Raw genomic sequence first — 17,203 nt, 5'->3', positions numbered from 1 at the left:
CATGACCACGACCGCCGACCCGCAGCGGGCCGACACTTCTCCTCTCACTGTGCGCGACGACGTTGTGCCGGTCCAGATCGCGAGCGGGTCGAAGGCTCGGCGACGGCCGCTCCTCGCGGCGGCGTCCTTCGCGCTCGTCTGCCTCGGCGGCCTCTTGGCGGCATGGGCATGGTCGGCGACCAGCTCGACGGTGAGCGTGCTCGCGGCGAGGACCAACGTGCAGCGGGGGGCGGTGATCTCCGAGGGAAACCTGATGACCGTCAGCATCAACGCAGACCCGGCGCTGCGACCGGTGCCGGCGAGCGACATCGCGGCGATCGTCGGGCAGCGTGCCACGGCGGACATCGCGGCGGGGACGTTGGTGTCACGCACTCAGGTGGCAGCGGCCGTGCTTCCGGCGGCCGGGATGTCGTTGGTGGGGATCGGGCTGCCGACGACGTCGATGCCGGGCGAGCCCCTCCAGCCGGGTGACGCGGTGCGGGTCGTCGCGACGCCCGGTGAGCAGGGTGATGTGTCAGACGGGCCGCCACCGGTGACGCCGGCCACGGTCGTGTCGGTGGACGCGGATGACGTGACGGGGATGCGCATCGTGACGGTCGCTGTCCCGCAGGCCGATGCCGCGACGCTGGCGGCACGTGCGTCGACCGGCAACGTCGCCGTGGTGCTCGACTCTCGGGAGCGTTGATGAGCGTCTTCGTCCTCTGCTCGGCTGCGGGGTCCCCGGGAGTGACCACGACGGCCCTCGGGCTGGCGATGACGTGGCCGCGGCCGGTGCTGCTGGTGGAGGCCGACCCCACGGGTGGTTCAGCTCTGCTGGCCGGGCACTTCCGGGGTCAGGTGCAGCCGACTGCGTCGCTGGTCGATCTCGCGCTCGAGCTGCACCCCTCCGGGCTGGACGACGCTATCCCCGCAGTCGCGATGAACCTGCCGGGATCGAAGGTGTCGATCGTGGCCGGGACGCGCGCGCACGGGCAGGCCCGCGCGCTCACCTCGCTGTGGGAGCCCTTGGCGACGTCCTTGAGGCGCATGGATGCGCTCGGTCAGGACGTCATCGTTGACGCGGGACGCTTAGGTTTGGCCGGTTCGCCCGAGCCTCTGCTCGCGGCCGCGGATGCGTGCCTGCTGATCCTGCGCACCGACCTGGTGGCCCTGGCCGCGGCGAGATCGTGGTGCTCGACCTTGGCCGGTCAGTTCGAGGCGCGAGGCGATGCGCGGGCACTGTCCTTGGTGGCAGTGGGGGAGGGGCGGCCCTACTCGGCCCGTGAGATCGCGAAGGTGCTGGAACGTCCTGTGACCACGTCGCTGGCGTGGGACGAGAAGGCCGCAGCTGTCTTCTCCCGTGGTGAGCCGCGTCCGCGTCGGTTCGAGACGTCCGGCTTTGTGAGATCTCTTCAACGAGCGGGCGAGAGCCTCCGCGCCAGTGTCGCCCGCGCAAAGGACGACCTGACAGGCCAAGCAGCGAGCGCAGGGGCGCTCACTAGGAGCCGAGCATGAGCGCGGAACCGCACGAGGCGACGGGCCAGGACCCGAGCGACCTGCCCCTGTTCGCCCCCACCGCGCAAGTTTTCCCTCACGCCGGGCGGGTCCGTGGCGCCTTCTCGCTCGCGCAGCGGGGAAGGCAGCCCGCGGCCACTGTCCCGGTCTCGCTGGTGGCCTCGCACCCCTCGCCGGCGCCCTTCACCGGGGAGCTTGACTGGGGCGTCGTCGCGGCGCTGCGCCAGCAGGCGTCAGACCGGTTGGCGGCGACCCTCGGTCAGAACCACACTCACCTCGACGGGAGCGCGCAACGCAAGAGCGGGCGGGCCATCATTGAGGACCTGCTCGAGGCGGAGACCGCCGAGCGGGTGACGGCCGGAACACCCGCCTGGTCCGGCACCGAGCGGGCGCTGATGGCCACGGCGGTCGAGAACGCGTTGTTCGGGTTGGGCCGGCTGCAGCCGCTGGTGGATGACGACACGGTGGAGAACATCCTCATCACCGGCTACGACCGGGTGACGCTCGAGCTGACCGACGGGCGGCTCGTGGCCGGTCCGCCGGTGGCGGACAGCGACGCCGAGCTGATCGACTTCCTGGTCTTCCTCGCCTCGCGCAGCGAGGCGAACGCACGGCCGTTCTCCGAGGCGCAGCCGCGGCTGCACCTGCGCCTGGATGGCGGGGCCCGCCTGGCGGCGGCGGCCTGGGTCACCCCTCGCCCCTCGGTCGTCATCCGGCGGCACCGGCTGCGCCGCGTTACGTTGTCCGATCTCGTGAGGCTCGGAGCGATGTCACCGGTGACGGCTTCGTTCCTCTCGGCTGCCGTGAAGTCGCGCCGCTCGATCGTCGTCGCCGGAGCACAGGGCGCCGGCAAGACCACCTTGGTGCGAGCCCTGTGCGCGGAGATCCCATCGCACGAGGCCATCGGCACCTTCGAGACCGAGTACGAGCTGCACCTGCACGAGCTGCCGGACGTGCACCCGATCGTCGTTGCGTGGGAGGCCCGACCCGGGTCGGGGGAGCGCGGCGCCGACGGCCGGGCCGCCGGCGAGTTCACCCTCGCCGAGGCCCTGTTCGACTCGTTCCGCTTCAACCTCTCCCGCCAGATCGTTGGCGAGGTCCGCGGCCACGAGATCCTCGCGATGCTCAAGGCGATGGAGTCCGGGGCCGGTTCCATCTCGACCACGCACGCCCGCTCCGCGGAGGGCGCGATCGCCAAGCTCGTCACGTGCGCGATGGAGGCCGGGCCGCACGTCACGCACGACTACGCCGTCCGCGCGATCGCGGCCGCGATCGACGTCGTTGTCTACGTGCACCTGGAGACCACCCCGAGCCCGGACGGCACATGGCAGCGCCGACGCTGGGTCTCGGAGATCGCCACCCTCACTCCCGGCGAGCAGGGCACCGGATACGCCATCCAGCACGCCTTCCGCACCCTGCCCGGACAGCGCGAGGCCACGCCCTACGTCCTCGACGACGACTACCGCGACCTGGCCTCCTACGGGTTCGACCTCGAGGGCTACTACCGCACCGGCACGGTGACGCCGTGACCCCCGTCGTGCCCGCCCTCGCCGGAGCCCTGGTCGTCGCCGGGCTGCTCGGCATGATCGCCGGCCTGCGACGTTCCACCCCGCTCCCACGTCCCACACGGCGACGGTGGCGCCACCGGGCCCCGCAGGTGAGTCGACGCACCCTGCTCCTCACCGGCACGGGTCTGACCGTCGGGATGATCGTGGCCGTGGTGACCGGGTGGTGGGTCGCGCTCCTCGTCGCCCCAGCGGCGCTCGCCGGCCTCCCGATCCTGCTGTCCGCCCCGACCGCCGGGACGTCCATCGCCCGCCTGGAGGCGATGGAGGAGTGGACCCGCTCCCTCGCCGGGGTCCTGACCTCCGGCGCCGGGCTGGAGCAGGCCCTCGTCGCAACCCTGCGCTCCGCGCCCGAACCGATCAGACCAGAGATCACCCGCCTCGCCTCCCGCCTGCGGGCGCGCTGGAGCACCGAGCACGCGATCCGGGCCCTGGCCGACGACCTCGACGACGCGACCGGGGACGTCATCGCCGCCAACCTGCTGCTGGCCGCCCGGCGCCGCGGCGCCGGCCTGGCGAGTGTCCTCGACGCGCTCGCGGAGTCCGTCGCCGCTGACGTCCGCGCCCGCCGCGAGGTCGAGGCCGACCGCGCCAAACCGCGGGCGACGGCCCGCTGGGTCACCCTCATCACCATCGGCGTCCTGACGGTCCTGGCCGTCACCGGCGAGTACGTCGCCCCCTACCGTTCCGGCCCCGGGCAGCTGCTGCTCGTCGCGCTCCTGGCGCTGTACGTGAGCACCCTGGTGTGGATGCGCCGGATGGCCACCGGCACCCCGCCGACCCGCTTCGTCGGGCGACCCGCCACCGCGGAGCAGCCATGACGAGCCCCACCACGCTCCAGCTGGTGATCGCGGCCGGCTGCCTGACCGGGCTCGGCGTGGCGGGACTGCTCTGGGCGCTGACACCGACCCACCCCGACCTGCGCGACGCCCTCGACCGGCTCTCACCCCACCAGCACCTGCGCACCCCGCCCGCCGCCGCGCACCCCGACGCCGCCGACCTGACCGACCGCCTGGGCCGGTGGGGGATGACCGCCCTGCCGAGCCGGGTGTGGGGGCCCGTCCCGACCCGGGACCTGGCGCTCCTGCGGCGACCCGTCTCCCGCTTCTACGGCGAGAAGGTGACCTTCGCGCTGCTCGCACTCGCGATCCCGCCGACCCTGACGGTCCTGTTCAACACCCTCGGCGCCGGCCTGCCCCTCTACCTCCCGGCCGCCGCCAGCCTCGTTCTGGCCGCCGTGATGTTCTGGCTGCCCAACTACAACGTCCACGACGACGCACGCCGCGCCCGCAGGGAGTTCACCCGCGCCCTGAGCGCCTACATCGACCTCGTGGCGCTCGAACGACTGGCCGGCGCCGGGCCCCGTCAGGCGATGGAGTCCGCCGCCGCCGTCGGCGACTCGTGGGTCTTCACCCGGCTCGCCGAGGAGCTCGCCCGCACCCGCTGGTCCGGGCTGACGCCGTGGGAGGCCCTGCACGCCCTCGCCACCGAGCTGGGCCTGCCCGAGCTCGACGACCTGGCCGACATCATGCGCCTGTCCGGGGAGGAGGGCTCGCAGGTCTACACCAACCTCCGCGCCCGAGCCGCCGGCCTGCGCACCGCCCTGCTGACCGCGGAGAAGGCCGCGGCCAACGAGGTCGCCGAACGCATGACCATCCCCATGAGCCTGCTCGGCGTCATCTTCCTCGCGATCCTCGTCGCCCCCGCCCTCCTGCGCGTGATGGGAGGACCCTCCTGACCCCGCCACCGCCAACCAGTCCGACCCTCCCGTCCACAAAGGAACCTCCCATGACACGACTCGCCGTCACCCTCCACCTCCTCGGCCTTCTCGCCGTCGACACCCTCCGCCCCCGAGACCGCCGCCGCGAGCGCGGCTCGGTCACCATCGAGCAGGTCCTCTGGGCCGTCGCCCTCATCGCGATCGTCGGGATCGTCGTCGTCGCCATCAAGGGCTACGTCACCTCCGAGGCCGCCAAGATCAAGTAGCCCCCGTGGCCATCCGCCGGCGCGAGCGCCCGCACCGTCTCGAGCGAGGGTCCACCTCGGTCCAGATGGTCGTGCTCATGCCCGCCCTGTTCGCCGTCATGTTCCTCGGGCTGCAGGCGGCCCTGGTGTACCACGCCCGCACGCTGGCGCTGGCCGCCGCTCAGGAGGGCGCCCGCGCCACGAGCGCGGAACGCGGCACCGTCACGGCGGGGGTCCGGGCGGCACGAGACTTCCTCGCGGACACGGCCGGTGACGCCATAAGCCACAGCACGGTGCACGGCCACCGGAGCACGACCACCTCGACCGTGACGGTGACGGGTCTCTCTCTCAGCGTCATCCCCGGCTGGCATCCGCGGGTCACGCAGTCCGCGTCCCTGCCGGTCGAGCGGATCACGTCATGACCACGAGGCCGAGGACGGCGAAGGACCGGGGGTCGGCCACGCTCGAGGCCGCCATCGGGGTCCCGGCGTTCATGCTGTTCGTCGGGCTCGTCATCGTCGGAGGGCGCCTGGCCATCGCGCACCAGGCGGTGCAGTCCGCCGCGTCCGACGCGGCGCGGGTCGCGTCCATCGCCCGCACCCAGACCAGCGCCGACCGGGCAGCGACCTCCGCCGCAGCCTCGTCCGTCGCCAGCCAGCACCTCGAGTGCGGCGCACCCCGCATCACCGCCGACACCACAGGGTTCCGCTCCCGCCCCGGCACACCCGCGACAGTCACGGTCACCGTGTCCTGCCGCGTCCCCCTGGCGGACCTGGCCGTCCCGGGCATCCCTGGCTCCCGCACGGTCACCGCGACGGCCCACTCGCCGATCGACACCTTCCGGGAGCGGCGATGACCCGGCGTGCACAGGCCGAGGACGGCTCGGTGAGCATCTGGTTGGCCATCCTGAGCGTCGCCATGGTCATCCTCGTCGGCCTGGCGGTCGACCTCGGCGGGCAGGTCCGCGCCCAGCAGCAGCTGCGCGCCGTCGCCGCACAGGCAGCCCGCGCCGGCGGGGAGCAGCTCGACACCGCCGCTGCCGTCCGCGGCGCCACGGCCAGGACCGACACGACCCGCGCGGCGCGAGCCGCCCGGACCGTCTTGTCCGCGGCGGGGGTCACCGGCACGGTCCGGGTCACCGACGGGACCACGATCCACGTCGAGGCCAGGGACACCTACCGCACCCTCTTCCTCGGCATCGTCGGCCTGGACGATCTGCCCGTGTCCGGCCGCGGCACCGCCCGCGTCACCCGGTCCGTGGAAGGAGTAGAGCGATGAGTGCTCACGGTCAGACCAGAGCGGCATCGCGGATGGTGGGTCTGCTCGCCGCACTCGGCATCCTCGCCGTCGTCGGCGGCCTCCCGGTGGCCCTGGTCGCCGTCGGTGCCGTCCCCACCGCCCTTCCGGTGACCGACCTCGACGGCCTCGCAACGTTCCTCTCCGCGCCGGACAGCGGGGCGCTCGCGTTGGCGGGGCTCGGGGTGGTGGCGTGGGCGGCGTGGGTCGTGGTCACCCTGAGCATCGCCCTCGAGGTCGCAGCCCGCGTCCGCGACACCCGGGTGCCCTCGCTGCCGGGGCTGGGCCTGCCACAGTCCGTGGCGCACAGCCTCGTCGGCGCTGTCGTCCTGCTGGTCACCACCACTCCGGGGACGGCCGCCGCCGCACCCGTCAGCGCCGTCGCTGCAGACGTGCTCGACACCGTGACGACCACCGCCGCCCCACAGGCACCGCCGTCGACAGGGTCCGCCGGTGCCCTCCAGCCCGAGGGAAGAACCCACTCGCACACGGTCGCCCGCGGCGAGTCCCTCTGGTCGATCGCCGAGACCGAGCTGGGGGACGGCGCGCGGTGGACCGAGATCGAGGCGCTCAACCCAGGACGCACCCACGGACCGGACCACACGCTGTGGACAGGCACCGTCCTGCACCTGCCCTCCGACAGAACAGTCGTCCGGGACTCCGCGAGCCACCGAGTGCGACCCGGCGAGAGCCTCTCGAGCATCGCGCAGGACCTGCTCGGCGACAGCGAGCGCTGGCCGGGCATCTACGACGCGTCGACCGCGACGATCCAGCCGGACGGCGAGCGACTGCAGGACCCGGACATCATCCGGCCCGGCTGGGTCCTGACCCTGCCCTCCACCGAGTCTCGGTCGCACGGGTCGCCACGCCAGACACAGGACGCGCCCCGGAACCCCCCGACCGCGCAACCCATGACGCCCGACGAGCAGCCGTCCGACACAGGTGTGGCCGAATCACCATCCGCGCGTGGATCCGAACTCGGGCCCACGACGTCCCCAGCCCCTAGCGCCACGTCGGGCCTCGCGCGGTCAGCGGCTCACGACCGCACGCTCGAGGTCGGCGAGGGGACGAGATCACCCTGGCTGCTGGCCGGCCTGAGCGGGGGAGGGCTGCTCGCCGGGTCCCTCTGGATCCTCCGCCGCCGGCGTCACGCTGCGCAGTCACGGCACCGCCGCCCGGGCCGGACGCTGACGCCTCCCCCGCCTGAGCTGGTCCCGGTCGAGAAGACGTTGACGACGCTCGGCCAGGCGCAGCAACTCGACGTCGAGGCGCTCGACCTGCTCCTGAGGCACCTCGCGAGCACCCAGGTCGACCGGGGGGCGACGATGCCGGCCCTGGCCGCCGTGGAGCTCGACAGTGGGGGGACGGTGCTGCACCTCGACGCCCCGTGCGAGCTCCCGCCACCCTGGCAGGACGCGCAAGGAGCCATCCGGTGGCGGTTCCCGGCCGGGCGTGTGCCCGCGGACGTCGGCGACCTGCGCCCGGACCAGCCCGCGCCCTACCCACTCCTGGTCACCGTCGGCACGAGCGACGCCGGCGCCCTCTGGTTGTACAACCTCGAGGACCTCACGATCGCCCTGACCGGCGACCCGCTCTACGCCGCCGACTACGCCCGCTACCTCGCCGCCGAGATCGCCTGCAACCCGTGGTCGGAGACCGTCCGGATGGACTGCGTGGGCATCGCGGCCGAGGTCGTGGCCCTCAACCCGGACCGGCTGCGGGCCCGACCTGCTGACGGCACCGACGCTCTGCAGGAGAGCATCGCGCACGCGGTGACGACCGCGGACCGCGCCCACAGGGAGGGGCTCGACGGCGCGACCGCCCGCGCCCGGGTGGCCGGCCCCGAGGCGTGGTCGGCGCGCCTCGCGCTCGTGGCCTGCGACGCAGCTCCGCCGAAGGACGCCACGGTCCTCTGGGAGCTGTTGGAGCAGAACACCGGTGCGACCGCGACCTCGCTGGTGCTGGTCGGCCCGTCGTGCGAGGCCCGGTCGCGCGTGAGCATCGAGCTGACCGACACGGGGCGGGTCCTGGTCCCCGGTGCCGGCCTCGACCTGGTCGCGGTGGGCCTCACTCCCGACGAGGCCCAGGGGTGCGCAGCGCTCCTTGCCGCCGGCAAGGGTCTGGACGACGCACCCGTCCCGACTGACGACACGGTCACCGACGGCTGGCGCTCGCTCACCGACACCGCCGGTGCCCTGCGTGCCGAGCTCGTGACCGGGCGGGAGGGCGCCGAGGCGAGCACCGTGCTCCCCGACCGCGACGCGGCCTACCTGGAGGTCGGCGCCGTCCAGCCCGAGGACCTGGACGCTCTGGCTCCCGGGGTGCCACCCGAGACCACGACCCGGGTGACCGAGGCCGACCCTGATCTCGAGGACGACCTGGCCGCGTGGTTCAGCGACGACTGCCCGCTGCCGCGGTTGACCCTGCTCGGCCCGGTCCGGGCACGCACGCGCGGGCGGGCCCTGACCGAGCGCAAGGCGTACATGACCTCGGTGCTGACCTTCCTGGCCACCCGGCCGCACGGCGCGACGCCGGAGGAGCTGGCGGACACCTTCTCGGTCTCGGCGACCAAGGCCCGGGTCTACGCCGGGATCGTGCGCGACTGGCTGGGGACCAACCCGCGCACCGGGGAGCCGCACCTGCCCGACGCGCGGCTGGCCGCTTCCGCTCAGGTCCGGGGGGTGCCGGTCTACGAGGTGCAGGACGTGCTCGTCGACGCCGACCTCTTCCGTCGCCTGCGCGCCCGAGGCCAGGCGCGAGGCGCCGACGGCATCACGGACCTCGTACGCGCCCTGCAGCTGGTGACCGGCGAGCCGTTCAGCCGGCTCCGCCCGGGAGCGTGGAGCTGGCTCTACGACGGCGACCGCCTCGACCAGCACCTGACGTGCGCGGTGGTCGACGTCGCGCACCTGGTGGTCACGCGCGCCCTGCAGGAGGGTGACCTCGAGGTGGCGGAGGAGGCGGCCCGCACGGCGCACCTGGCCGCCCCGGACGAGCACATCCCGCTGCTCGATCTGGCGGCAGCGGCGGACGCCCGCGGCGACGCCCGGACCCGGGCGGCGTTCCTGTCCGCGGTCGTCGACGCGGGCGAGGAGGAGGTCCCGACCGACCTACCCGAGCGGACAGATGAGGTGCTGCGCCGACGCGGCTGGACGGGGCGGGGCAGCGCCGCGAGCTGAGCTCAGTGCGGCCGCGCCCCTCAGCGGTCGGCGAGGGCTTGCGTCGCGGCCTGCGAGAGGCGACCACGGTCCTTCACGTCGGGGAAGCCGTTGGCGCGCAGCCATTCGCGGTCTGCGCTGGTGACGGTCGCGGCTCGCGTCGAGGAGCGCCGGCTGCCTCGCGGTGCGGGGGCCTTGCGGGCCGCGTCGAGGTAGGGCGCCAGGGCCTGGTCGAAGGACTTCCGGTTCTTCTTCGACAGGTCGATCTCGTAGGAGGTGCCGTTGTAGGCGAAGGAGACGGTCTGGATGTCACCGGTCTCCTTCCCGTCTAGGTCGTCGGAGAGGATCGTCACGGTGCGGCGAGCCATCAGAGTGTCTCCTTGCGCGGATGGGGGCGGCGGCGTCGAGGGGAGTGTGGCATCACCACCCGGAGAGCCAGGATCCGGTCCACCTGGCGATGGTCAGCGGCGGGGCCGCGGCGGGGCCAGGTGGTCCGAGCGCTGCCGGTCATGACGTGACCGCGGCGCCGACCGTGCCGGCGATCGCGGAGGCCAGCAGCAGGAGCACGCCGAGGAAGATCATCACCAGGCCGGCTGGGTAGCCCTTGAGCGCCTCGGCCAGCTGGGCGAGGGCCTTGACCAGCCCGGTCATCCCCTCGGCCGCCTTCGACCCGGTGACCGGTGCTTGCCGAACGGTCAGGTACGCACCGACGCCAATCAGGATGACCCCGGCGATGAGCAGGGTCGCGGTGATGAGCTGAAGCATGGCTCCTCCTTCGGGACGGCGCGTCGCCGTCAGCAGAACCGCAGACATGGACAGAACGCGTAGTGGGCGTGCTGTAGGACCGACCAGGCGTCCTGGACCAGCCCCATCTCCGGACGCCCGAATGGCCACCCCGTCACGGCGACGAGGTGCCCGAGCAGGGCTCCGTCGTCGAGGACCACGGCGGAGCCGGAGTCGCCCTCCTCGGCGGCGAAGCCGCCGCGCCCGGTGACCAGCCAGCACCGGGCCCACGAGGTGCCCGCGACCTCACGGCCACGCACGAGGTCGAGCACCGTGTCGGTGATGAACCCGGGACGGCTCGCGCCCCTGCCTCGCCGGATGGTGCACTGCCGCTCGGTGGGAACGTGGGGCGGACCGACCGTGCGGTCGACCGCCGCGACGTGCAAGACGCTGACGGAGGAGGCGGCCAGCGCGTAGTCGTACCCGGGCTCCGGCCCAACCGACTCCGTGCTGTACTCCACGCGCGCCGAGCCGATCTCGCGCAGCCGCATCAGTCCCGGACCGAAGATGCGCGCCTCCGCCTGCTGGCCCGGAGAGAGGCCGGGGAAGACGTGCCCGGCGGTGAGCACCAGCGGGCCGCGCTCGTCGCAGACGAGCCGTGGGCCGACCGTGCCCAGCGCCTGGCGTCCGGAGTTCTCGGGACCGATGCGGAACGCCGCGACCGGGCGGGGCGGTGGAAGGAAGATGAGCTCGACTCCCTCGCTAGGAGGAAGGAGCCCGTCGAGCTCACGCAGGGGGCTGCTCCAGCCAGCCGTGCGATGTACGGAACTGACGAGGTCCCACGGAAGACGGTGCGACGCACCGGATGCATCTCGCAGCAGCGTGCGGCGTAGCAGTTCGATCGACCGGTCGAGCGGTCGCCGGGCACCGGAGTACGCCTGCTCGACCTCGCCGGTCAAGCGGGGATCGACGCGGGCGTCGACAGCGACGACGAGGACGTCCCCGCGGGGGGTGCGCCGCCGCCCCAGACCCCACACCGCCCACGAGGCCCGGATGACCAGGGGCCACAACTCGAGGACCCGCGCATACAGCGGGTCTGTCGCGAACTCACGCTCGTCGAAGCGAGGGTCAACGCCTTCCGGCCACCACACGCGCGCAGCCTAGTGACGAAGCCGTCACTTGGCCACGGTCTCCGCGGCACGCCCCTAGGAGCCGCGGTTCCTGGGGGATTCGCGCAGTCGAGCAAGAGCACGGCACGACTTCAGGTACGGGCATCGGTGCAGGTCACGGTCTTGTACCCAGGAGCGCCGAAACGCTGGCGCCGTCCAGTGCGGCGTTCCCGGGTACGAGGTCGGGGACGCAGTCCCGCCACGGTGTCGCCGTCGATGACCGACGGAAGGAGCGAGCGATGAGCGTCGCCACCCAGCTGGGGCTGCAGAGCCTCGATGCCGACCTGCTGCAGGTCGCCAGCGAGCGATGGGGGGAGTGGGCTCGCGCGCATCCTCCGCTCGCGGCGGCGCCGCCCCTGGAGGGCTTCCACGGCTGGATGCGAGGCCTGGACTTCGTCCCCCGCAACGACGTCGTCTGCGCCTTGGGCCGGCTCGGCAGTCGTGCCGGGGCGGACGAGCTGCCGGCCGCGGCGGTGCTCGCGTGGGCGCTGCTGCCGGGAGCGGTCAACGTGGCGCGCAGCCTGCGGCACGTGTCGCCGACCATCGACGAACTGGTCGCGGCACAGCTGTGGATCGAGGTGCGGACACTGCCGCTCACGGCGACCCATAAGGTCGCCGCCAACCTCCTGGCCCGGGTCCGGCTGGCGGTCCGCCGCGACCTCGGCCTGACCACGCCGACGGACCGGACGTGGGCCAGCGCGAGCGTCCTGGATCCGTTCGACCCGGCGTGGAGCGCGCTGCCGGCACCCGGCCGCGAGCCGACCCCGGAGCGCGAGCTGCGGGCGGTGCTGGACGCGGCGACGGCGCACGGCGTGATTAGCGACGGCGACCGGATGCTGCTGCTGGGCCTGGCCGCGCAGAGCCGACCCGGTGACTGCACTCGCGGGCGGGCCGGGTTGGTGACCCGGCGGGCCGGACGCGTCCTCGCCGATCAGCTCCACCTCTCCGACCGGCAGGTGCGCCGGCGCGCGGGCCGGGCCTTGGACGCGCTGGCCGGGGCCGCCGCCCAGGTGAGGTCGTCATGACCGTCACCGCACCTGCTCGCCCGGTCAGCGTGGCCGAGCTGCAGCGCGCCTACCGGAGTCTGCTCTCCGGTCAGTTCCGTCCCGGGCGGGCCACGCGGGTCGAGTCCTGGCAGCCCGCCGGTGTGGTGCTCCCGGTGCTCGGAGCCTGCGCTGGGTGTGGATCGTCGACGACCGCGCTGGCCATCGCCACCGCGGCGGGGCGGGCCAGTCTCGTCGAGTGCGGTGACCCCGCACGGTCCCGCTTGACGTCGGCGGCCACGGCGGAGCACGGACGGGACGGCAGCTGGGTCAGGGGTGCGCGGGGCGAGGTCACGCTGCTGCGCCCGGCCGGCCCGGTGCATGGCGTCGACGGCGTCCCGACCCCTCCGGTGGGTCACCAGGGCGAGCTCTTCGTGCTGGACGTTGGCTGGGACGTGGGCGCCGTCCGCGAGGGACGCTCGTGGCTGACCCCGCTGCTCGACGCGCCGCGACCGCTGGTCGTCGTCGCTCCGGCCTCCGTCCCCGGCGCGCGCCGCCTCGACGCCGTCCTGCGGTCGGTGGCGCGCTCGAGAGCCTTCGTCGTCCTGCTCGGCGACAAGCGTCGTCCGCGCGAGGTGGCCGTGCTGTTGCGGCAGGTGCTGCAGGCGCACGGCGTCGGTCCGGAACGCGTGGTCACGCTGCCGTGGGACGCACGGCTGCTAGCCCGGGGGGTGGACTCCCGCCCCCTGCCGGCTCGTCTGGTCCGTTCCGGGGGCGAGGTCTTGCGCTCCCTCCGACTCGAGGTGACGCAGCCATGAGCACCTCCCGACTGGCTGGGGTCCTGCACACGCTCCCGGACCGGATCTGCCCCCAGGCGCCGCCCGGAGCCCAGCAGTACGCCGACCAGCTCATGGGGTACGTGCTGTGGGCGGTCGGCATGCTCTTCGTCCTCGGCGTGGTCGTCGGCATCGGCGGGGCAGTCGCGGGACGGGTCTTCGGGATGCCCCACGCGTCGAAGGCCAGCGTGGTGGGCATCGTCGTGGTCTTCGTCGCGGTGATCGGCTACCTCGTCCTGCCAGGGATCGTGCGGGCCATGACCGGGTCGGGGTGTGTCTGATGCCGGCGTCGACCCCCGCGTGGAGCCGCCGCCGCATCGGCACGGCCCTCGCCGCCGCGTGCGTGACGGCGCTCCTGCTCGTCGCCGGACTCGGTTACGCGCTGTGGGGGATCGTCACCGACGGCCGCGGCCCGGTGGCCGTCAGGAGCGGCGCGGTGGACGCCGGCGCCACCGGGGGCTCGTCGGTGCGGGACCGGATAGCGGCGACACCGCTGACGGCCCGCCCTCCCGTGGGCGGCCCACCTGTCAGCCAGGGCCTCGACGGCGCCGCGCTGGCGGTGCCGTCGCCGACCAGGCTCGGCCCGGCCGGCGTCCCGACTGGGTACCCGCGCACGCCTGCCGGCGCGGTCGGGCAGCTGGCGGCGATCGACGCGACGGTGCTGACGGCGATGACCGCCGAGACGGTGAGCCGGGTGCACGCCCGGTGGGCCCTGGCCGGGGCACCGGCGAGCACCGACTGGGTGATGTCCGTCAACGTCGAGGACTTCCTGGCCGCGACCGCGACGAGCTCCGCCGCGGAGCGGCCGGCCACGGTCACCGTCACCCCGCTCGCCGGGCAGGTCCGGGGCATCGACGGCCCGGACTGGACGGTGGCCTGCGTCCTGCTGCGCGTCGAGGCCACGCTCGCCACCACGGCCGCGGTCACCGACGGCCACTGCGAGCGGATGGCCTGGGCCGACGGGCGCTGGCAGATCGCCCCCGGCGCGCAGCCGCCCCGTATGCCGAGCGTCGTGCCCCGCACGAGGGCGGCGGCGCAGGCCGGATGGCGGGACTGGGTCACCACCGACGCGGGAGCCAGCGATGGCTCCGACTGACGGGTGGGGCGACCTGACCGGACCGTTCACCGCCCTGGGCAACGCCGCCGGGAAGGTCGTCGCGGACGCGTGGACCGTGGCGATGCTGGGGATCTGGAACGCCGGCCTGTGGCTGCTGCGCCTCGTCCTCGGCCTGCTGGACGAGTTCCTCACCCCCGACCTGTCCGAGTCCGGCCCGCTGGCCTCGACCTACCGGCTGACCGCCTGGGTGGCCCTCACGCTCGTCGTCGTCCTCATCGCGGTGCAGACCGGGGCGGCCGCGGTGCGGCGGGACGGACGCTCCCTCGCGCGGCTGCTCATGGGGACCGGCCAGTTCGTCATGGTGTGGGCCTGCTGGGTGACCTACGTGGTGGCGCTGCTGCTGGCGTGCTCGGGCCTGACGTCGGCGGTGATGCGGGCGAGCATGGGCGTGGACTCGTGGACGGCGTGGCAGCCGTGGGGACGCGTGCAGGTGGAGGACCTGAGCGACGCCACGCTCGCGACGGTGCTGGGGGTCCTCGGTGTCCTGGTGCTGCTCGCCGCGATCGGGCACCTCGTCGTCCTGCTCTCGCGCGGCGCCGCCCTGGTCATCCTCACCGTCACAGCACCGATCGCGGCGGCGGGGCTGGTCTCCGAGATCGGCCAGGCCTGGTTCTGGAAGACCGTCCGCTGGACCCACGCCGCCGCCCTGACCCCGCCCCTGATGGCCCTGGTCCTCGGCGCCGGCACCCAGCTCTCGACCCACGTCGTCACCGGTCAGACGCGCTCGCTCCAGGCAGCCGTCGGGTCGGCCGTGCCGGGGGTCCTGCTGCTGCTGATCTCGACGGTGGCGCCGCTGGCCCTGTTCAAGCTGCTCGCGTTCGTCGACCCGGGCACCAGCTCCGGCGCGGCGCTACGCGCCGGCGTCACGAGCGCCGGCGGACTGGGTGGCTTCCTTCCTGGTGGGACGCGCGCCGGGGACGACCAGAGCGCGGCGTGGTCCGGGTCGGCTGCGGCCGACGACGGGAGCGGCCGCTCGCTGGGGGAGGGCGCGGGGGAGGCCGCGACGACGACCCGTTTCACGCAGTCGGCCACCGGGTTCGTCGGCACGGTCGGTGGCGTCATCGGCGCCACGGCCGGATCGGCCGTCGGCGCCGCCGCGGGGCTCGGCGCCACGGCTGCCGCAATCGGTGCCGACGCGACCAACCAGATGGGGGTGGGCCACAACACCTACGTCCCGGACACCGGGCCCCGCGGCGGAGCCCGCGAGAGCCGGCCGCCCGTGCACGCCTTCCCCGACACCCGCGGCCCGAGGCCCGACGCCGCCCCCGAGACGACGTCACCCCTGGCAGGAGGGCCCGCGGGTCCCGGCGCCGCCGGCGGGATGGGCGAGGCGGGGGCGGCCGCCGGGGCCGTCCCGGTCATTCCCGCCTGAGGCGCGAGAGAGGACAGACCGCCCATGGATGCCACTACCTACCGTGACTACTCCCGGGCCCGCCTCGGGTTCTTCTTCGGCCTGACCGGGTGGCAGCTGGCCGCCGTGACGCTCGGGCTTCTCCCTCCGCTGTGGGAGATCTCGCTCGGGCGGTGGGCTCCGGCGGGGGCGCTGCTGGCGGCCTGGGCCCCGATGGCCCTTCTCGTCGTCACCCCGGTGCGGGGCCGCTCGAGCGCCGGGTGGCTGCTGGCCGCGGCCGCGCACGCCGTCGGGACGGTCACCGGCTGGAGCCGGTTCACCGCCGAGGCCGCGCGGGGAGCAGCCGGCCCCGCCGCCACACCGGACCTGCCGGGCGTCCTGGCCGGGACGCGCGTGCACGAGGCTCCGCCGGCGGGGCCCTCGGGTCGGCGCGTGGCCCTGATCCAGCACCACGCCACCCGAACGTGGGCGGTGACGGCCGCGGTCGTCCATCCGGGGATCGGGCTGAGCGAGCCGGCGCAGCGCGACCTGTACGGCGTCGGGTTGACGGCGCTGCTGGACGCCGCCCGCGCCACCGAGCTGGTCGACGAGATCCAGCTCATGGTGCGCACGGTCCCCGAGGACGGCGCGGAGCGCGACGGCTGGACCGCCCGTCACCGCTCCCCGGCGGCGCCGCCTGCGGCGCGGCGGGTCAACGACGAGCTGCAGGCGGCCCTGAGGGCGGCTGCTGTCCGGACCGAGACCTTCGTGACGGTCCTGGTCCCCGAGGGCCGTCTGGGCAAGGCCGCCCGGGAGGCGGGGGGCGGCCTGGAAGGGCGCGCGCAGGTCCTGCTCGGCGTGCTGGCCGAGGTCGAGACCCATCTGCGCGGCGGTCTCGGGATGACGGACGTGGCCTGGCTGACCTCTCCCGAGCTGGCCGGGGTCTGCCGGACCGGGTTCGCCCCCGGCGACCGCGCGGGGATCATCGACGCCCTGCGGCTGGAGGGCTCCGGCGAGAGCGCGCAGGTGCCGTGGGCGCTGGCCGGACCGTCAGGAGCCGACAGCGCGGTGCGTCACTACAGCCACGACGCGTGGAACTCGATCACCGCCACCCTGCTGCTGCCGGTCCGCGGCGCCCTGATGGGGTCGTTGGCGCCCGTCCTGGTTCCCGGGGCGGGGGAACGCCGCTCCATCCTCGTGGCCTACCCGATCACTACCGCCCGGGCCGCGAACCGGCAGACCGCCTCCAGCGAGTGGAGCGCGGACATGGCCGACGGGCTGCGCTCACGAGCCCGGATGCGTCAGTCCGCCCGGTCGGCCCACGACACGGCCCGGGTGAGGAACCTGGACGGCAAGCTCGCCCGCGGCCACGCCCTGGTGCGCGCGTACGCCCTGGTCTGCGTGACGGCACCGAAGTCCGCACGGATCACCGAGCACGGACGCCGCCTGGACGCCTCGATCCGGGCCGCGGGCTTCGCGCCGCTGCGGATGGACCTCTCGCAGGACGCGGCGTTCGCCGCGGCCACGATCCCGCTCGGGGTCTCCCTCACCCGGGGGAGGGCCTGAC

General features: G+C 74.1%; 19 protein-coding genes. 16 read left to right on the top strand and 3 right to left on the bottom strand.

Annotated features, from left to right (window positions below):
* Window position 1: 1 nt before the first annotated feature.
* Genes J3473_RS18455 through J3473_RS18410 form a run of 10 tightly spaced genes read left to right on the top strand, consistent with a single transcriptional unit; the run spans window position 2 to window position 9,499 of the window.
* Window positions 2-685, top strand: coding sequence for an SAF domain-containing protein (locus J3473_RS18455; RefSeq protein WP_207025278.1), 684 nt, complete (start codon window positions 2-4; stop codon window positions 683-685).
* Window positions 685-1,494 (top strand): hypothetical protein, encoded by an 810-nt coding sequence (locus J3473_RS18450; protein ID WP_207025277.1) that lies wholly within the window; start codon window positions 685-687, stop codon window positions 1,492-1,494. The genes J3473_RS18455 and J3473_RS18450 overlap by 1 nt, the downstream gene beginning before the upstream one ends.
* Window positions 1,491-3,023, top strand: a complete 1,533-nt coding sequence (locus J3473_RS18445; RefSeq protein ID WP_207025276.1) for a CpaF family protein — start codon at window positions 1,491-1,493, stop codon at window positions 3,021-3,023. The genes J3473_RS18450 and J3473_RS18445 overlap by 4 nt, the downstream gene beginning before the upstream one ends.
* Window positions 3,020-3,880, top strand: a complete 861-nt coding sequence (locus tag J3473_RS18440; protein WP_207025275.1) for a type II secretion system F family protein — start codon at window positions 3,020-3,022, stop codon at window positions 3,878-3,880. The genes J3473_RS18445 and J3473_RS18440 overlap by 4 nt, the downstream gene beginning before the upstream one ends.
* Window positions 3,877-4,797, top strand: coding sequence for a type II secretion system F family protein (locus tag J3473_RS18435; protein WP_207025274.1), 921 nt, complete (start codon window positions 3,877-3,879; stop codon window positions 4,795-4,797). The genes J3473_RS18440 and J3473_RS18435 overlap by 4 nt, the downstream gene beginning before the upstream one ends.
* A 50-nt stretch (window positions 4,798-4,847) precedes the next feature.
* Window positions 4,848-5,045 (top strand): hypothetical protein, encoded by a 198-nt coding sequence (locus tag J3473_RS18430; protein WP_207025273.1) that lies wholly within the window; start codon window positions 4,848-4,850, stop codon window positions 5,043-5,045.
* A gap of 5 nt (window positions 5,046-5,050) precedes the next feature.
* Complete coding sequence (locus J3473_RS18425) at window positions 5,051-5,446, top strand: TadE family protein (RefSeq protein ID WP_242525960.1); 396 nt, start codon at window positions 5,051-5,053, stop codon at window positions 5,444-5,446.
* Window positions 5,443-5,880, top strand: coding sequence for a TadE family protein (locus tag J3473_RS18420; protein ID WP_207025272.1), 438 nt, complete (start codon window positions 5,443-5,445; stop codon window positions 5,878-5,880). The genes J3473_RS18425 and J3473_RS18420 overlap by 4 nt, the downstream gene beginning before the upstream one ends.
* 29 nt (window positions 5,881-5,909) lie before the next feature.
* Window positions 5,910-6,302, top strand: coding sequence for a pilus assembly protein TadG-related protein (locus tag J3473_RS18415; protein WP_207025271.1), 393 nt, complete (start codon window positions 5,910-5,912; stop codon window positions 6,300-6,302).
* Complete coding sequence (locus J3473_RS18410; protein ID WP_207025270.1) at window positions 6,299-9,499, top strand: LysM peptidoglycan-binding domain-containing protein; 3,201 nt, start codon at window positions 6,299-6,301, stop codon at window positions 9,497-9,499. The genes J3473_RS18415 and J3473_RS18410 overlap by 4 nt, the downstream gene beginning before the upstream one ends.
* Before the next feature lie 20 nt (window positions 9,500-9,519).
* Here J3473_RS18410 and J3473_RS18405 read toward each other — a convergent pair whose 3' ends face one another.
* From J3473_RS18405 to J3473_RS18395, 3 genes are all read right to left on the bottom strand, one after another.
* Window positions 9,520-9,846 carry an Lsr2 family protein gene (locus tag J3473_RS18405; RefSeq protein WP_207025269.1) on the bottom strand — a complete coding sequence of 109 codons (327 nt, stop codon included), beginning with the start codon at window positions 9,844-9,846 and terminating at the stop codon, window positions 9,520-9,522.
* A 139-nt stretch (window positions 9,847-9,985) separates the two neighbouring features.
* Window positions 9,986-10,243 carry a hypothetical protein gene (locus J3473_RS18400; RefSeq protein ID WP_207025268.1) on the bottom strand — a complete coding sequence of 86 codons (258 nt, stop codon included), beginning with the start codon at window positions 10,241-10,243 and terminating at the stop codon, window positions 9,986-9,988.
* A 29-nt stretch (window positions 10,244-10,272) separates the two neighbouring features.
* Entirely contained in the window at window positions 10,273-11,160 is an 888-nt protein-coding gene (locus J3473_RS18395) for a hypothetical protein (protein WP_207025267.1), read from the bottom strand.
* A gap of 449 nt (window positions 11,161-11,609) precedes the next feature.
* Between J3473_RS18395 and J3473_RS18390 the strand changes: the two genes are divergently transcribed.
* The 6 genes from J3473_RS18390 to J3473_RS19775 are packed head-to-tail and all read left to right on the top strand — an operon-like array spanning window position 11,610 to window position 17,202.
* Complete coding sequence (locus J3473_RS18390) at window positions 11,610-12,395, top strand: hypothetical protein (protein WP_207025266.1); 786 nt, start codon at window positions 11,610-11,612, stop codon at window positions 12,393-12,395.
* Window positions 12,392-13,171: a hypothetical protein gene (locus J3473_RS18385; RefSeq protein WP_207025265.1), complete on the top strand. Its 780-nt coding sequence runs from the start codon at window positions 12,392-12,394 to the stop codon at window positions 13,169-13,171. Before J3473_RS18390 ends, J3473_RS18385 begins: the two co-directional genes overlap by 4 nt.
* The gene (locus J3473_RS18380; protein WP_207025264.1) at window positions 13,168-13,470 is read left to right on the top strand and encodes a hypothetical protein; all 303 of its coding nucleotides are present in this window, start codon (window positions 13,168-13,170) and stop codon (window positions 13,468-13,470) included. Before J3473_RS18385 ends, J3473_RS18380 begins: the two co-directional genes overlap by 4 nt.
* Window positions 13,470-14,285, top strand: a complete 816-nt coding sequence (locus J3473_RS18375) for a hypothetical protein (RefSeq protein WP_207025263.1) — start codon at window positions 13,470-13,472, stop codon at window positions 14,283-14,285. The genes J3473_RS18380 and J3473_RS18375 overlap by 1 nt, the downstream gene beginning before the upstream one ends.
* Window positions 14,272-15,678: a conjugal transfer protein TrbL family protein gene (locus tag J3473_RS18370; protein WP_207025262.1), complete on the top strand. Its 1,407-nt coding sequence runs from the start codon at window positions 14,272-14,274 to the stop codon at window positions 15,676-15,678. The genes J3473_RS18375 and J3473_RS18370 overlap by 14 nt, the downstream gene beginning before the upstream one ends.
* Before the next feature lie 24 nt (window positions 15,679-15,702).
* Window positions 15,703-17,202, top strand: coding sequence for an SCO6880 family protein (locus tag J3473_RS19775; protein ID WP_207025261.1), 1,500 nt, complete (start codon window positions 15,703-15,705; stop codon window positions 17,200-17,202).
* Window position 17,203 lies beyond the last annotated feature (1 nt).

The organism is Phycicoccus sp. DTK01 (assembly GCF_017312765.1).
GTDB lineage: Bacteria > Actinomycetota > Actinomycetes > Actinomycetales > Dermatophilaceae > Phycicoccus > Phycicoccus jejuensis.
The sequence above is the reverse complement of the archived record's forward strand: the minus strand, read 5'-3'. Positions and strand labels throughout refer to the sequence as shown.

Bases quoted from the DNA above. Each gene is read 5' to 3' on its own strand.
- J3473_RS18410 (WP_207025270.1), top strand. From the start codon at position 6,299: ATGAGTGCTCACGGTCAGACCAGAGCGGCATCGCGGATGGTGGGTCTG.
- J3473_RS18390 (WP_207025266.1), top strand. From the start codon at position 11,610: ATGAGCGTCGCCACCCAGCTGGGGCTGCAGAGCCTCGATGCCGACCTG.
- J3473_RS18385 (WP_207025265.1), top strand. From the start codon at position 12,392: ATGACCGTCACCGCACCTGCTCGCCCGGTCAGCGTGGCCGAGCTGCAG.
- J3473_RS18430 (WP_207025273.1), top strand. From the start codon at position 4,848: ATGACACGACTCGCCGTCACCCTCCACCTCCTCGGCCTTCTCGCCGTC.
- J3473_RS18370 (WP_207025262.1), top strand. From the start codon at position 14,272: ATGGCTCCGACTGACGGGTGGGGCGACCTGACCGGACCGTTCACCGCC.
- J3473_RS18405 (WP_207025269.1), bottom strand. From the start codon at position 9,846: ATGGCTCGCCGCACCGTGACGATCCTCTCCGACGACCTAGACGGGAAG.
- J3473_RS18450 (WP_207025277.1), top strand. From the start codon at position 685: ATGAGCGTCTTCGTCCTCTGCTCGGCTGCGGGGTCCCCGGGAGTGACC.
- J3473_RS18445 (WP_207025276.1), top strand. From the start codon at position 1,491: ATGAGCGCGGAACCGCACGAGGCGACGGGCCAGGACCCGAGCGACCTG.
- J3473_RS18400 (WP_207025268.1), bottom strand. From the start codon at position 10,243: ATGCTTCAGCTCATCACCGCGACCCTGCTCATCGCCGGGGTCATCCTG.
- J3473_RS18375 (WP_207025263.1), top strand. From the start codon at position 13,470: ATGCCGGCGTCGACCCCCGCGTGGAGCCGCCGCCGCATCGGCACGGCC.
- J3473_RS19775 (WP_207025261.1), top strand. From the start codon at position 15,703: ATGGATGCCACTACCTACCGTGACTACTCCCGGGCCCGCCTCGGGTTC.
- J3473_RS18420 (WP_207025272.1), top strand. From the start codon at position 5,443: ATGACCACGAGGCCGAGGACGGCGAAGGACCGGGGGTCGGCCACGCTC.
- J3473_RS18435 (WP_207025274.1), top strand. From the start codon at position 3,877: ATGACGAGCCCCACCACGCTCCAGCTGGTGATCGCGGCCGGCTGCCTG.
- J3473_RS18380 (WP_207025264.1), top strand. From the start codon at position 13,168: ATGAGCACCTCCCGACTGGCTGGGGTCCTGCACACGCTCCCGGACCGG.
- J3473_RS18455 (WP_207025278.1), top strand. From the start codon at position 2: ATGACCACGACCGCCGACCCGCAGCGGGCCGACACTTCTCCTCTCACT.